The organism is Hyphomicrobiales bacterium, from assembly GCA_016710435.1.
In the GTDB taxonomy this organism is placed as follows: domain Bacteria; phylum Pseudomonadota; class Alphaproteobacteria; order Rhizobiales; family Aestuariivirgaceae; genus Aestuariivirga.
The window spans coordinates 2,416,778-2,431,937 of record JADJVV010000001.1 but is presented as its reverse complement, the minus strand read 5'-3'; the positions used below and the strand labels follow the sequence as shown (position 1 = coordinate 2,431,937).

Annotated in this window: 12 protein-coding genes and 1 tRNA gene; 4 read left to right on the top strand and 9 right to left on the bottom strand. The window is 61.9% G+C overall.

Features of this window, described 5'->3' with window-relative positions; translation table 11 throughout:
- Positions 1–30 precede the first annotated feature (30 nt).
- Genes IPM06_11730 through IPM06_11720 form a run of 3 tightly spaced genes read right to left on the bottom strand, consistent with a single transcriptional unit; the run spans position 31 to position 4,085 of the window.
- A complete protein-coding gene (locus IPM06_11730) occupies positions 31–498 on the bottom strand; it encodes a hypothetical protein (protein MBK8771089.1) in 468 nt (155 codons plus the stop codon).
- A gap of 39 nt (positions 499–537) precedes the next feature.
- Positions 538–984 (bottom strand): signal peptidase II, encoded by a 447-nt coding sequence (locus tag IPM06_11725; GenBank protein MBK8771088.1) that lies wholly within the window; start codon positions 982–984, stop codon positions 538–540.
- Between the two features lie 53 nt (positions 985–1,037).
- Positions 1,038–4,085: an isoleucine--tRNA ligase gene (locus IPM06_11720; GenBank protein MBK8771087.1), complete on the bottom strand. Its 3,048-nt coding sequence runs from the start codon at positions 4,083–4,085 to the stop codon at positions 1,038–1,040.
- 97 nt (positions 4,086–4,182) lie between these two features.
- Between IPM06_11720 and IPM06_11715 the strand changes: the two genes are divergently transcribed.
- Both IPM06_11715 and IPM06_11710 read left to right on the top strand, forming a co-directional pair.
- On the top strand, positions 4,183–4,776 hold the full coding sequence (locus tag IPM06_11715) for an urea carboxylase-associated family protein (GenBank protein ID MBK8771086.1): 594 nt from the start codon (positions 4,183–4,185) through the stop codon (positions 4,774–4,776).
- Positions 4,777–4,784: 8 nt separating this feature from the next.
- Positions 4,785–5,447: a hypothetical protein gene (locus tag IPM06_11710; GenBank protein MBK8771085.1), complete on the top strand. Its 663-nt coding sequence runs from the start codon at positions 4,785–4,787 to the stop codon at positions 5,445–5,447.
- Here IPM06_11710 and IPM06_11705 read toward each other — a convergent pair.
- From IPM06_11705 to IPM06_11690, 4 genes are all read right to left on the bottom strand, one after another.
- Positions 5,444–6,565, bottom strand: a complete 1,122-nt coding sequence (locus IPM06_11705; protein MBK8771084.1) for an autotransporter outer membrane beta-barrel domain-containing protein — start codon at positions 6,563–6,565, stop codon at positions 5,444–5,446. The genes IPM06_11710 and IPM06_11705 overlap by 4 nt on opposite strands.
- Before the next feature lie 472 nt (positions 6,566–7,037).
- Positions 7,038–8,399, bottom strand: coding sequence for a glutathione-disulfide reductase (gene gor / locus IPM06_11700; protein ID MBK8771083.1), 1,362 nt, complete (start codon positions 8,397–8,399; stop codon positions 7,038–7,040).
- The gene (gene rpiA / locus IPM06_11695; protein ID MBK8771082.1) at positions 8,396–9,109 is read right to left on the bottom strand and encodes a ribose-5-phosphate isomerase RpiA; all 714 of its coding nucleotides are present in this window, start codon (positions 9,107–9,109) and stop codon (positions 8,396–8,398) included. The genes gor and rpiA overlap by 4 nt, the downstream gene beginning before the upstream one ends.
- Positions 9,106–10,581 carry an NAD-dependent succinate-semialdehyde dehydrogenase gene (locus tag IPM06_11690; protein ID MBK8771081.1) on the bottom strand — a complete coding sequence of 492 codons (1,476 nt, stop codon included), beginning with the start codon at positions 10,579–10,581 and terminating at the stop codon, positions 9,106–9,108. Before IPM06_11690 ends, rpiA begins: the two co-directional genes overlap by 4 nt.
- Before the next feature lie 90 nt (positions 10,582–10,671).
- On the opposite strand from IPM06_11690, the gene gph reads away from it, so the two are divergent.
- Positions 10,672–11,337 (top strand): phosphoglycolate phosphatase, encoded by a 666-nt coding sequence (gph, locus tag IPM06_11685; protein MBK8771080.1) that lies wholly within the window; start codon positions 10,672–10,674, stop codon positions 11,335–11,337.
- Here gph and IPM06_11680 read toward each other — a convergent pair.
- On the bottom strand, positions 11,322–12,155 hold the full coding sequence (locus IPM06_11680; GenBank protein ID MBK8771079.1) for an alpha/beta hydrolase: 834 nt from the start codon (positions 12,153–12,155) through the stop codon (positions 11,322–11,324). The two genes, gph and IPM06_11680, sit on opposite strands and share 16 nt — an antisense overlap.
- Before the next feature lie 118 nt (positions 12,156–12,273).
- Here IPM06_11680 and IPM06_11675 point away from each other — a divergent pair.
- Positions 12,274–12,349 (top strand) — tRNA-Val (locus IPM06_11675).
- Positions 12,350–12,563: 214 nt separating this feature from the next.
- Here the strand turns inward: IPM06_11675 and IPM06_11670 are convergent.
- Positions 12,564–14,999, bottom strand: coding sequence for an autotransporter domain-containing protein (locus tag IPM06_11670; protein ID MBK8771078.1), 2,436 nt, complete (start codon positions 14,997–14,999; stop codon positions 12,564–12,566).
- Positions 15,000–15,160: the final 161 nt, after the last annotated feature.

Genomic DNA, 15,160 nt, shown 5'->3' with positions numbered 1-15,160 from the left:
GTTAGCAGGCGGCTTTGCGCGGCCTCAAGTTCAGTTGAACAGTTCGCCGAAGTTCTTGAACGTGCCGTAGTTGGGGTTCTGCTGGCGCTTCTGGGCCTGGATGGCGGCGCGCAGTTCGAGGCTGAGTTCGGCGGTCGATTTCTTGGTACCGTCGGGCTTCAGCTTGTTGATGTTGTAGCAGGCGTAGATGTCGATGGCCTTGGTGCCATTGGGGCATTGGGTGTTGCCGATGCCACGGCGGGGCAGCGCCGAAGGGGCGCCATAGACATCCGCGTCCCCGCCCGGTGCGGCGGCAGGTGCAGACGGCTGGTAGGCCACCTGGGTGCCGCTTCCCGGTGCCGGAAGCTGCAAATCCGGCGGCATGGTGAGGTTGTTCCCGGCGGGAACACTGGTGGCCTGCGGTCCCCGGCCACGGTTCAGGAGGCCGGACGTCGAGCATCCTGCCAGGAAGAGGCTGGCAGCAAGGAGGCTCAAGTTCACGACGCGGACATTCAACATACTGGCAACCTGCTGCGGGATTCCGGCAAAACCATGGCCCTATGACGTGCTGTTCTGGCGTGGGAAAAAGCCATCATAGACGAGCAAAACCACCCCGGCAACGATGGCGATATCGGCCACATTGAAGATGTACCAGCTCCAGGTTCCCCAGTGGAGGTGAACGAAATCCGCCACCGCGCCATAGATCACCCGGTCAAGGGCATTGCCCAGGGCGCCGCCGATGATCAGGCCCAGCGCCGCCGCCGCCAGCGGATGCGTGGCCCGCGCCAGCCAGATCCACAGGACCACGGTGATCAGCAGGCTCATCATTACCAGGATGAACTGGGCATGGGTGGTGAGGAGGCCATAGGACACCCCCTTGTTCCAGGCCATGAGCAGGTCGGCGAAAGGCGTGAGCTGAATGGGCGGCCGCTCATCCAGATTGATGACACGCAGGATCCAGGCCTTGCTCAACTGGTCGAGCGCAAATACCCACACCGCCAGCATCAGCCCGAGCCGCGACAGAGGTCCCCAGAGCCGGGCGGTCATCGCAAGCGCCGTCATACCGTCTTGCCGAAGCGCGTCTGCCATTCGCGCACGGCGTCGGCATCGCGCGGGGTGATGTCGGGGAAATCCTTGTCGCTGCCAATCGCCTTCGAGATCTTCCACGAGCGCGCACACTTCGGACCTTCGGCCTTGGCGAAGACGACGCCCACGCCCTTGACGTTGTCGAGCGTGAAGGCTCCCGCCGGTGCAGCGCCGGCGATGACTTCGATGGCAGAGGTGATGCAGACCTCGGCAAAATCATTGGCCATCAGTGCCTCGACCTCGCCAGCGTCGCGCGCCACGTAGACCTTGGGAGCGGCTTCGAGTGAGGAGCCGATCGACTTGTTGGCGCGTTCGATTTCAAGCGCGCCCGTCACCACGCTCCGCACGTCGCGGATCTTTTCCCACTTGGCGGCCAGCGCATCGTCGCGCCATTCATCCGGCGCCTTGGCGAAGGGCATGAGGTGCACCGAGGAACCCTCGCCGCCGAAGCGCGAGAGCCAGACCTCTTCCATGGTGAAGACGAGGATGGGCGCCCACCAGGTGGTGAGGCAATGGAACAACTGGTCGATGACCGAGCGGCAGGACTTGCGCCTGGCGCTGGACCACGGGTCGCAATAGAGCGTGTCCTTGCGGATGTCGAAGTAGAAGGCCGAGAGATCGGCATTCATGAACTGGGTGAGTGCCGCGAAGATGCGCTTGTAATCGTACACCTTGTAGGCGGCGCGGACGATGCCATCCAGTTCCCACAGCTTGTGCAGCACATAGCGCTCAAGCTCCGGCATGTCCTTGCAGTAGACCTGCTCCCAGTCCTTGAGACCATCGAGTGCGCCCAGCATGTAGCGGAAGGTGTTGCGGAGCTTGCGGTAGGCTTCGACGTTGGACTTGATGATCTCGGGTCCGATGCGCATGTCGTCGGAATAATCCGAAGACGCCACCCAGAGGCGGAGGATGTCCGCGCCGGAATTCTTGATCACGTCCTGCGGGGCCACCACGTTGCCCAGCGACTTCGACATCTTGCGGCCGTCCTCGGCCATGATGAAGCCGTGGGTGAGCACCTGGTCGTAGGGCGCGCGGCCGCGGGTGCCGCAGCTTTCCAGCAACGAGGAATGGAACCAGCCGCGATGCTGGTCCGAGCCTTCGAGATAAATATCGGCCGGCCACTTCAGTTCCGGGTTGCCTTCCAGCGTGAAGGCATGGGTGCAGCCGGAGTCGAACCAGACATCAAGGATGTCGCGCACCTGCTCGTAGTCCTGCGAATTGTACTCGGGCGCGAGGAAGCGCGTCGCCGCGCCATCGGCGAACCAGGCGTCGGCGCCCTCTTCACAGAACGAGTCATAAACCCGTTGGTTCACCTTGGAATCGTTCAGGATTTCACCCGTCGCCTTGTTCACGAACACGGCAATGGGCACACCCCAGGCGCGCTGGCGCGAGATCACCCAGTCGGGCCGTTCGCTGATCATGCCGCGCAGGCGGTTCTGGCCTGCAGGCGGAAAGAACTGCGTTTGTTCGATGGCGGCCAGCGCCTTGTCGCGGAGCGAGTTGGGCTGGCCATCGCCCATGGAGATGAACCACTGCGGCGTGTTGCGGAAGATGATCGGCTTCTTGGAACGCCAGGAATGCGGATACTGGTGCTTCAGGCGTTCGCGCGCCACCAGCATGCCGGCCGCGCGCAGGGCCGCGATGACCGCCTCGTTGGCATCGCCCTTCTCGCCCTTGTCAGTGATGACGCGCTTGCCTTCGAAGCCCGGCGCATCCTTGGTGTAATATCCGTCGGCATCGACAGGTGTCGGGATCAGCGTGAAGTCGTGGCCGTATGTCTCGGCGAGTTCGCGCTGGTGGTGAATCCAGATGTTGTAGTCGTCCGCACCGTGGCTGGGTGCCGTGTGGACGAAGCCTGTGCCGGCATCGTCGGTGACGTGGTCGCCATCCAGCAGGGGAATGGCGTAGTCATAACCCATGGCCTTGAGGGGATGGTCGCAGACGATTGCTGCAATTTCCTTGGCCTCGACCACGCGAAGATCGCGCCAGCCTGTCACCTTCGCGGCCTTCATCACGGCTTCGATCAGCTTGCTGGCGATGATGAGCTTGTCGCCTGCGACCAGCCAGTTGCCCTCCGGTGCTTCCGTCACCTTCACGAGGCTGTACTCGATGCGCTGCGAATAGCTGATGGCGCGGTTGCCGGGGATGGTCCAGGGCGTGGTGGTCCAGATCACCACGCTGGCATCGTCAAGGGACTGGTCGGCGGTGAACTCCGCCTTGTCCACCGTCTGGCCGGGGTGGCTTTCGCCCGCCACAAGCGTGACGAGATCATAGAGGCGTTGCAGCACCGAGCCCGTGTGCGCCTTGTCGTGGCTGCGCACCGGGAACTTCACGGTGATCGCGTCGCTGGTGTAGTCCTGATATTCGACTTCGGCTTCGGCGAGCGCGGTCTTTTCGACCACGGACCACATGACGGGCTTCGAGCCACGGTAGAGCTGCCCCGTTTCGGCGAACTTCATCAGCTCACGGGCAATCACCGCTTCCGAGCGGAAGTTCATGGTGGTGTAGGGGTTGTCCCAGTTGCCTTCCACGCCGAGGCGCTTGAATTCGGCGCGCTGCACGTCAATCCAGCCTTGCGCGAACTCGCGGCATTCGCGGCGGAACTCGTTCACGGGAACCGCGTCCTTGTTCTTGCCCTTGGCGCGATACTGCTCCTCGATCTTCCATTCGATGGGAAGGCCGTGGCAATCCCAGCCCGGCACATAGTGCGAGTCATAGCCCGCCATCTGGGCCGAACGGGTCACCATGTCCTTGAGGATCTTGTTGAGCGCGTGGCCGATGTGGATATTGCCGTTGGCATAGGGCGGGCCATCGTGCAGCACGAACTTCTCGCGCCCCTTGCCCTGTTCGCGCATGCGGCGGAACAGGCCCATGTCGGCCCAGCGCTTGAGGAGCTGCGGCTCCTTCTCGGGCAATCCGGCTCGCATGGGAAAATCGGTTGCGGGCAGGAAGACGGTATCGCGGTAGCGGTCGGTCTTCGGATCGGATTTGGGATCGGATTTCTTGGGCTGGTCGGTCATGGTGGCGGGCTTGTAACTGCTTTGGTGCAATGAATAAAGTACTGTTGGATTGGACCCCGCGTCCGGCTTTTGGCATGCTGGGCCGGAAGGAGAACCCATGTCCCGCCACACCATCCCCGCCCGGGCCGGAAAGGCCCATCGCCTCGAAAAGGGCCAGTCCGTCCGCGTCGTCAATACCCACGGCAACCAGGTGGTGGATTTCTGGGCCTTCAATGCCAATGATTTCCGGGAATACATGGGCATGGAGCATTGCCGCGCCTTCTGGTCCCGGCTCTTCCCCGTGGCAGGCGACAAGATGATCACCAACCGCCGCCGCCCGATCCTCACCCTGACGGAGGACAATTCGCCCGGGCGGCACGATACGCTGATCGCCCCTTGCGACAACGAACGCTACGGCCTCCTCGGCTGCACCCACTACCACGACAATTGCCGGGACAACCTGCATGCGGGGCTGGCGGCCCTGGGCATCACCATTCCCTACACGCCGGATTCCCTCAACCTGTTCATGAACATTCCCTGGCGGCAGGACGGCGCGCTGGAATGGGGCAACTGCCTGTGCAAGCCCGGCGACAGTGTGGTGTTCAAGGCGGAAATGGATGCCATCATTGCCTACTCGGCCTGCCCGCAGGACATGCTGCCCATCAACAACGGCGTGACCACGGAAGCCCACTACGAAATCCTGACGGGCTGAACCGGCCGATGCCGCTCGTCGAAATGGTGGGCGCAAACGGAGTGGGCAAGAGCACGCTGGCGGCGGCGTTGCTGGCGGGCGAACCGGAAGACGGGTGGAAGGACCTCCAGTCTCTCGTCATCGATGCGGCAAGGTTTGAGGAGCCCCTGCCCCCGCCCTATCCCCACCTGATCGAGGGCAAGGCGCGATGGCTCGCGGCGCAGGGCGCGCCACCGGAGGTGATCGCCCGCGCATCGGAAACATCCGTTCACCGGGCGTGGCGCGACCATATGGTACGGGCAGAAAACCCGGAGCTGCTTTTGCTCTCAGATGAACATGTGCTGCAACACTTCTGCGGGGAAGTGCTGGACCTCGCCGTGCAGGAGCCTGCCATGGCGCGGACGTTCCTCGACCGGCGCTTCGTGATGTATCTGGAAAACACGCCAGCCAACATCCTCGCCAATCTCAAGACCCGCACTGCCGGTGGCGCAGCGATGCGGGAAGAGGCCGTGGTGCGCGACGTGACACGCTTCCAGCAGCGCCTGCGGGAGTTTGGTCACGTGCTGCATGCGTTGGGCGGCACCTGCATCTTCCTCGACATGCAACAGGGCCTGGCCGCTTGCGAAGCGCAGGCCCGTCTTTTCCTTGCAGACGTGAAGATGCTCGCAGAGGCTGGTGCAGGAAGCGCCTAGAACGCCCAGCCCACGGTAGCTGACGCCGCGATTGATTCACGCCCATCTCCCCGAAGCGGTGTCATGTAGCTGGCATTCACGCCGAAGCGCGGGCCATCTCCCAGCGGCACCCATTGGAGCGCGCCATCCACGATCGCTGCCGTGCCACCCGCTCCGCCAAAGTCGAGTGGCACGCCACTCAGTTGCACGCCACCGCTGTCGAGGAAAGCGTGGGACAGTGTGGCTCCGAGCTTGCCCGTGAGCTGATAATCACCCGAAGACGGGGCTGTGTATACAAGCTGAAGGCCTGCCTGGCCCTCAAAACGCGTGGCCTCGTCGAAGCTGTAGGTCATGGCGGCGCTATCGGTGAAGGTGTTGATCTCCGTATGCTGCACGACAGCTTGTACGCGAGGGATGACTGAAACCGATTCCGTCAGGGCGATACGGCGGCCCACTTCCGCGGTTGCGGCACCAGTCATGGCGTCGGTGCTTCCTGCCGCGCCGCCTGTCGTGGAAACATCGAGGTCATGGGCAACAAGAAGCGCTGATGCATCTCCATACCAGCCGGACGCGGCCAGCCAGGTGAGTGCCGCGCCAGCACCGAGCCCTTCCGTATCCACATCACCGGCCTTTCCCAGTGCGCCGTCGACGTCGCTGGCACTGGCAAGGTAGTGTCCAAAGACCGAAGCGACCAGGCGCGACTCCGCTGACGTCGCAAGCGTGGCGCTGCCGCCCGCCTGCAAGAAGCCACTCTGTTCTTCATAGCGTGCCGTGCCCAGGATGTTCGCGCCGACCGCCCCTTCATTCTCCGAAATTGCGCCCCCCACCCGCAGCCATAGCCCCGCCGCTGTCTCGCCGGCAGGTGCGGTGAAAGGATTGGCAACGTCTGCCGCGGGCGTGATGCCGCCACCCCAGCTTGCGGACATGCGGTCATCCAACGATCCGACAAGGTTGTGCACATCGCCGGCAATGATATCCGGAATCGTGGTGCCGACGAGATCCTGCTCCAGGGGCAGTACGGTGAGGATGAGGGACCAAGAAAACAGATAGCCGGGAACGGTGTAGCAACAGCCGTCGGATACAGCGAGGGTCCAAACCCCACTTTCGCTTTGCCCGTTGAATGCACTCAAAGGTGACAAGGGCTTGAATCCACTGCCCGAGAAAGCCATTCCCAACGCGTCAGGGAATTCGTCTCCCACCAGTATTGCTCCGGACGGATATTCTGGCCCACTGATGTATGAATAGAGCTGAACGTTGGTCGATCCATTGCTCAGTGTGATGTCAACAACCCTTGAGAGCATGTCCACGTCAAACACTACATTGACATCGGCTATCGTCCTCCCGCCCGTGGGATTGACGGAAGTGGATGCCGGGTTTTGATTGCCCAATGTCCAGTATACGGACTGATTGTCATTGGTCCACGTGCCGGCGAATGCTGTTGAGATCCCCAGCGTTGATGCGAAAGCGGCACACGCGAAGCGACTGATTTCCGCGAGACGGGGAATTGCCGGCATGATTCTGCGCCCTCTGATCAAACAACCCCCAGAAGAGATTGCTATGCGGTGGCATGCACTGCGTCAAGCGCGCGACCGGACCGCAATTGGAAGTTGATCAACCCTTCCAGGGTTCTCGCATGGTCACGAGTTCTTCTGCGGCTGTGGGGTGCACGGCCATGGTGGCGTCGAACTGCGCCTTGGTGGCGCCGCAGGTGATGGCGATTCCGAGGAGTTGCGCCATTTCGCCGGCGTCCGGACCTGCGATGTGACAGCCGAGCACGCGGTCGGTTTCGCCGTCGACGACGAGTTTCATCAGCATGCGTTCCTCGCGTCCTGACAGCGTATGCTTCATGGGCCGGAAGCTGGACTTGTAGATCACTACCTTCTCATGGCCCGCACGGGCCTGCGCCTCGGTGAGGCCCACTGTTCCCAGTTCCGGTTGCGAGAACACCGCCGTCGGGATCAGGGAGTGGTTGACGGAGGTCGGCTTGTTGCCGAACACCGTGTCGGCGAAGGCGTGGCCCTCGCGGATCGCCACCGGTGTGAGATTGACGCGGTTGGTCACATCACCCACCGCGTAGATTGAATCCACCTTCGTCTTCGAATGGGCATCGACGTCGATGGCGCCATGGGGTGTGCCATGCAGCCCCACGCTTTCGAGACCGAGGTCGAAGGTGTTGGGAATGCGGCCTGTGGCAAACATCACCTGGCCGGCGCCAAAGGCCGTGCCGTCGGTGAGTGTCACGCGCACGCCGTCTCCGGAGCGGGCGAGCTCATGCACATCCACGTTGGTGCGGATGTCGATCCCCTTCTTCTTCATTTCGGCGGCGAGATGATTGCGGAGGTCATCATCGAAGCCGCGCAAGATCTGTTCGCCGCGATAGAGAAGAACCGTTTCGACTCCGAGACCATTGAAGATGCCGGCAAATTCCACGGCGATATAGCCACCGCCCACGATCACCATGCGGCGCGGCAAGCGCTCGAGGTGAAAGGCCTCGTTCGAGGTGATCGCAAGTTCGCGGCCCGGCAGATGCTGGGGCACGAAGGGTGAGGCGCCGGTGGCGACGAGGATGTACTTGGCGCTCACCTTGCGACCGGACGCCAGTTGCACCTCATGGGGCCCGGTGATGGTGGCGCGCTCCGGGATCAGTTCCGCGCCGGAGGATTCGAGGTTGCGGATATAGGCCTTGTTCAGGCGGTCGATTTCCTTGTCCTTGTTTTCCACCAGCGTGGACCAGTCGAAGGACACCTTTTCCGTGGTCCAGCCGAAGCCCACTGCATCTTCAAACTCCTCGGCGAATTTTGAGGCGTAGACGAAGAGTTTCTTGGGCACGCAACCGCGGATGACGCAGGTGCCGCCGACGCGGTATTCCTCCGCCACCGCAACCCTGGCACCATGCCGTGCCGCGATGCGGCCGGCCCGGACACCGCCCGAGCCTGCGCCGATCACAAAGAGGTCGTAGTCGTAGGCGCTCACTTGGCCTTGATTTCCTCGGTTCCGCTTGCCGTCGCCATGATGACACGGGAGGCGATGCCATTGAAGAGGCCGTTGTTCACAACACCGGGAATGTTGTTCAACATCACTTCAAGGCGCTCGGGTTCCTTGATCTCGCCGCAGGCCGCATCGATAATGGCATTGCCCATGTCGGTGCGGAACATCTGCCCGTCACGCGCGCGCAGTGTCATTTTCGGGTTCATGCCGAGCATGCGGAACACGCGCTCGATCTTCCAGGCGGTGGCCTTGATCCCCATGTTGACGACTTCGATGGGCAGGGGGAACTGGCCCAGCATCTTCACGCGCTTGCTCTCGTCGGTGATGATGACCACGTCCTTGGCAGACGTCGCCACGATCTTCTCGATCAGCAAGGCACCGCCGCCGCCCTTGATGAGGCGGAGTTCCGGATCGAATTCATCCGCGCCATCAATGCAGAGATCGAGGAAGGGATGTTCGCCCAGCGTGGTCAGGGGAATGCCGAGTTCCTTGGCAAGATCGGCCGTTGCCTTCGAGGTGGGCACGCCCTTCACCTCAAGACCCTGCTTCACCTGCTCGCCGAGGCCACGGATGAAATGATTGGCCGTGGACCCCGTGCCGAGGCCGAGGTTCATGCCGGACTTCACAAGTTTCAGGGCCTCCAGCGCCGCGGCCTTCTTCTGTTCGTCGGCGCTCGCCACTTTCTTCGCACTCATTTGCCCAGGCCACCCATCAGCATGTATTTCACTTCGAGGTATTCTTCCATGCCGTGCTGCGAACCTTCACGGCCAATGCCAGACTGCTTGACACCGCCGAACGGCACCTCCGAGGTCGAGATGATGCCTTCGTTGATGCCGATCATGCCGTATTCCAGCGCTTCGCCGACGCGCCAGATGCGGCCGATGTCGCGGCTGTAGAAATAGCAGGCGAGGCCGAACTCGGTGGCGTTGGCGGCCTCGATCACTTCCTCTTCCGTCTTGAACGTGAAGAGCGGCGCGACGGGCCCGAAGGTCTCCTCGCGGGCCACGGCCATGTCCTTGGTGACGCCGGTGATGATGGTAGGTTCGAAGAAGTTTCCGCTCAGGCGCTTGCCGCCGGTGGCGATCTTGCCGCCCTTGGCCACGGCGTCGGCGATGTGCTCCTCCACCTTCTTGACGGCGGCAGGATTGATGAGCGGGCCCGTGGTCACGCCCTCCGCGGCACCATTGCCCACCTTCAGCTTCTTCACGGCGGCCGAGAGTTTCTCGGCGAAGGCTTCGTAGACGCCTTCCTGCACATAGAGACGGTTCGCGCAGACGCAGGTCTGGCCGTTGTTGCGGTACTTGGAGGCCATGGCGCCGGCGACGGCGGCGTCAAGGTCGGCATCGTCGAAGACGATGAAGGGCGCATTGCCGCCAAGCTCAAGACCCAGCTTCTTGATGGTGGGGGCGCACTGTTCCATCAGAACGCGGCCGATTTCGGTCGATCCGGTAAACGTCAGTCCACGGACAATCGGGTTGGAGGTCATTTCGGCGCCGATCTCGCGGGCGGAGCCGGTGATGACGGAGAAGACACCCGCCGGAAGCCCTGCGCGTTCGCCCAGTTCCGCCATGGCCAAAGCCGAGAGCGGCGTTTCCGCTGCCGGCTTGCAGACCATCGCGCAACCTGCGGCCAATGCGGCACCGGCCTTGCGGGTGATCATGGCGTTGGGGAAGTTCCACGGCGTGATGCAGGCGATGACACCCACGGCCTGCTTGATGACGACAGCGCGGCTCGTTGGGAACGGCACGGGCACAGTCTCGCCGTAGACGCGGCGGGCCTCTTCGGCGAACCATTCGATGAAGCTGGCGCCATAGGCGATTTCACCGCGCGATTCCGTGAGCGGCTTGCCCTGTTCGGCGGTGAGGATCTGGGCCAGGTCCTCCTGGTTCTCCATCATCAGGTTGAACCATTTGCGGAGGATGCCGGCGCGCTCCTTGGCGGTCTTCTTCGACCACAGCTTCTGGGCCTTTTCAGCGCCTTCGATGGCCTCGCGGGTTTCCTTGCTGCCGAGCTTCGGCACGGAACCGATCACCCGCTCATCCACCGGGTTGGTGACGTCGATGGAGGCCGCCCCGCCAACCCAGGCGCCGTTGATGTAGCATTTGTCCTTGAGCAGCGACTTGTCTTTCAATAAGTCGCGAAGCGCCTGCGTTTTTGCGATGTCCATGAAGTTCTCCTGAAGCGGGAAGCCATTCTCGCGCGGGGGCATAGCATGGGCGGCAGGCCAGAACAAACGGGCCAGAAGGCGGAGTTGGCAATGCCAGTTGATACATTGGTTTTCGATCTGGACGGTACGCTGGTGGACACCGCGCCCGACCTGCACGCGGCGACCAACCATGTCCTCTCCACGCTGAAACGGCGCTCGATTTCGCTGGATGAGGTGCGGGCATTCGTGGGCCACGGGGCGCGTGCCCTCATTGCCCGGGGCTGCGAGGCGACGGGTGATCCCGTTGATCCGCGCGCCATCGAGACGCTGTACCAGGAATTCGTGATCTACTACGCCTCCCACATCGCCGCCCACAGCAAGCCGTTTCCGGGGCTTCTCCCCTTCCTCGACCGCTGCAATGCCCGCGGCATCGGCATGGCCGTCTGCACCAACAAGCTGGAGGACCTTTCACACCGGCTGCTCAAGGCGCTGGGCATGGATGGCTATTTCGGTGCCGTCGTGGGGCCGGACACGATTGGCGTCGCGAAGCCCGATCCGCGCCCCTATTTCGAGGCGTGCAAGCGGCTGGGGCGCGACCCTGCCCGCTCCATCATGGTGGGTGACAGCGAAACCGACATCCGCACCGGACAGAACGCCGGAGTGCCGGTGATCGCCGTCACTTTCGGCTACACCGCCGCACCGGTCACGGACTTCCACCCCACGCATGTCATCAGTCACTTCGATGAGGCGTGGGGGGTTCTTCAGCAGTATTTGTGAAGGAAGGCGGCGGCGTCATCCAGAACCGGTGCACGGCCGCGCAAGGGCTTCGCCAGCGCCAGCAGGATGCCGACGTGGCCAATGCCATCGTAGATCTTCAACCCGGATGTGCGGCCGGCGCGATCATAGGCCGCCTTCATGTTCCAGCTGTTGTGCAGGCCCACGGTGGTGTCATCGCGGCCATGGAGCAGCAACAACGGCGGTGCATCCGCAAGGTCGGCGGAGACGGGCTGCGTCTCCTCGAGATTTGAAACAGCACCAAATGCCGCGATGGTCTTGGGCGAATCCAATGGCAGGAAGTCAAACGGCCCCGCCAGCGAAACCAGGGCCTTCACCTTGTGACGGAGGCCATTGCGCAGCACGGCCTGCACCCCCGTGTAGGCCCCCGCCGAATGCCCGGCCACGCAGAGGCGTGAGGGGTCACCGCCGAAGCGGCCCGATTCCGCCGCCAGCCAGGCCACAGCGAGCGCCGCGTCATCGACGAAATCGGGATAATGCGCATCGGGCACCAGGCGGTAGTCGGCGATGGCGGTGAGGAAGCCGCGCGCGGCGAAGGCGTGGCCCACGAAGCCATAGTCCTGCCGATGGCCCGAATCCCAGGAGCCGCCATAGACAAACAGCAGCACGGGAAACGGCCCCTGCCCCTCTGGCGTGTAGAGGTCGAGCCGGTGGCGCGGATCGGGGCCATAGGCGACGGCGGATTGCACGTTCGCCACGCCGGCATCCTTCGGCACCAGCAGGCTGAACACCCGCAGCGCGGCGAAATGATAGAGAAGGCCCAGAACCACAGCCAGAAACCCGAGGGACCACAGGAACATCCGCATATGCCAAATACGGCCTTTGAGGCCCTTTGGATGCAAGCGCCGAAAGCCCACTTCCCGGCATTGACTTTGCCCCACACCCCCGCCTATAGCGTGCCCACCCCAAAAGGATCACGGGCGATTAGCTCAGTTGGTAGAGCACTGTGTTCACATCGCAGGGGTCACTGGTTCGAGTCCAGTATCGCCCACCATTTCTGATAGATATTTCAAATATTCACGCTGGCGCTTACCTTGGGCGCCTGTCGTCCCCAATTTGCCGTGTCACCACCATGTCACCAAGTGACGAGTTCTCGGACTGGGAACGATCACCGGGCTATGCACTGAAGGTCTGGCGGTTGGATGCGCTGAATGCAGGCAGTTTGGCAACTCGTCTCTTATCCTGGGCGGCACCCCCCTCAGACGGTCTCAGAAGTCCCAGACGAGGCTGGCGGTGGCCTGTGCGGTGAAGGCTTGACGAGTGTCGTAACCCGCTTCGCTGCTGAGCTTGAGGCTGCCGCCGGTGGCCATGGCATAGGTGGCGTCAAAGCCCGCAAAGCCGCGCAACGTATCACTACCCGCTGCATCGACGTTCAGGCTCTGGGCCAGAAGCGTGGCAGAGACATCGCCGCCCGTGGTCATCGTTCCATCGACACCAAAGCGAAGGGTGGATGACAGGACGCCAGATTCTGTCTCGTGAGGGTTGAGCGCATAGGCCAGTTCCGCCCGGGCATCGAGGACGTTGATGTTGCGCCCGTCCACCGAGAGATTGGCGGTGGAGCCGCTCTCGTCATAGCCTTCTAGGAACAGGCCCGCATACCGCACCCGGACGCTGGGGGTGAGGATACCGCCCTGCATGATCATGCCGTGACCGAGGGTGAGCGACGGGCTGAGCAGGAAGCCGTCATAGTCTGCGCTTGCCGTTTCCATGCCGCCGGGCAGCTGGTTGTTGGTGATGTGGCGCTCGCTGTCAAAGCCGCTCCAACCTGCGATAAGCGCAGCATTGACGAAGCTCTGGCCCATGTCATGGCTGAGATAGGCACCGGCAAATGCGCTTTTGTTATCGAGGTCCTGACCATCGCCCTCGGTGTCGAGATCGGCGAGGGACGCACCGGCAAAGAGACCGGCCCGGGTATGTGTCGAGATCAGGGCATCGCCACCCACCACGAAACCGCCGAGCAGGGAGTTGAACGACCCCGTGTCACTGTCACCCTCCTGATCGCGCACCGAACCGAGGCCCGAGAGCCAGAGGCTGTTGCCGGGCCCGGCGGGAACGTCGGCAACGGCATGTACCACCGTGCCGTTCATGGCCGTGGAGAAACCTCGGCCCGCCGCACGTGCCGCGCCAAGTCTGGCATCGACGGCATCGGAGACAGCCCGCGTAAGGTCATTCACCATCTCGTCCTGAACCGAGAATCCGGTGACATCGACCGCATAGAGCTTGCCGCCATCGATGATGAAGGGAAGGCCGGTATCGACGATGGTGCCACCTGTATAAGCCAGCGCCGTGTTCAAACCGGGGCCGATGATCAGCCTGTCCGTTGGATTGTCTAGTAAGATCCTGCCCTCGATTTGGCTGCCAGCCAAAAGAGTGAGGGTGTTATTGGCACCAATGAAGTTAACCGCAGCTGAGACACCCGTGATCACCCCCGAATTTCTGATCGTGTTGCTGCTGTTAGCGGAAATGCCGTATATGCTACCTCTCACAGTTCCGGAGTTTGTGATCGTGTTGTTGTCGGCGGCGATAATGCCAATGATTGTTGATCCAGTTGCTGTACCCGAGTTGATGATCGTGTTGAAGTTGCCAACGGCGATACCGATGGAACCGCCTGTCGCAGTGCCAGAATTGCTGATCGTGTTGTGGTCGGTGGCGTTAATGCTGGCGAATGATCCAGTTGCTGTACCCGAGTTGGTGATCGTGTTGTAGCTACGACCGAAGATGCCGAACGATTGGCCTGTCGATGTTCCCGAGTTAGTGATTGTGTTGTGGTCGAGGCCAAAAATGCCGTCGAGGGTGGATCCTGTTGCTGTACCCGAGTTTGTAATCGTGTTGAAGCTACCGACGCGAATGCCGGTGACTGAGCCTGTCGATGTTCCCGAATTTGTAATGGTGTTTTGGTCGACAGCGTGAATGCCGTCGACGGTTGTACCTATTGCTGTACCCGAGTTTGTAATCGTGTTGTTGTTGACGGCGAGGATTCCAGTGCTGTTATTGCCGATCCCCACCGCCGTGCCCGAATTGGTGATCGTATTGCCGTCGAATGCGAGGATGCCAAACTGACCTGTCGCAGTGCCCGTGTTGCTAATCGTGTTGTTGTTATTAACGCTGATGCCAATGCTGCCAGCACCGATACCCGCCGCCGTGCCCGAATTGTTGATCGTGTTGCCGCTGTCGACGGCGATGCCTTGGAGACCTGTCGTAGTGCCCGAATTGCTGATCGTGTTGCCGACGAGGGCATTGATGCCGCTGATGCTACCTGTCCCGTTGCCCGTATTGCTGATCGTGTTGTCGCTGCCGTTGACGAAGATGCCGTAGATACCACCCGTGGCAGTGCCCGAATTGCTGATTGTGTTGTTGTTGTCGCCAAAGATAGCGAAGGCACTACCTATCGCGGAGCCTGAATTGGTGACGACACTGTTGTCATTCACATCGATGCCGTCTTCGGCACCCGTGACCGCACCCGCATTGTTGACCGTTACGCCATCGGTGCTGGCATTGATGCCATCGTCAGCCACAGCGTTGATTGTGCCGCCCTGTTCCACCGTTCCGACGTCACCCGGCGTATTGAGGATGCGGGTGGAGTTGAGCGTTTGGCCGTTGAGGATGGTGAAGCTATCTGCTTGAACCGATCCTGGAAGGGCCATTGCCGCTACGGCAACACCCGCGAGCAATGAACGCGACCTTCTCGAGAGCGACATCAACTACGTACCCTTCTGCCAGTGGCATCCCCCGGTGCGTCACAAGTAACAGTACATTTAATACTCGAAGTTGCGCAAGGGACCAAATCCAGCGGCCATATAAACGG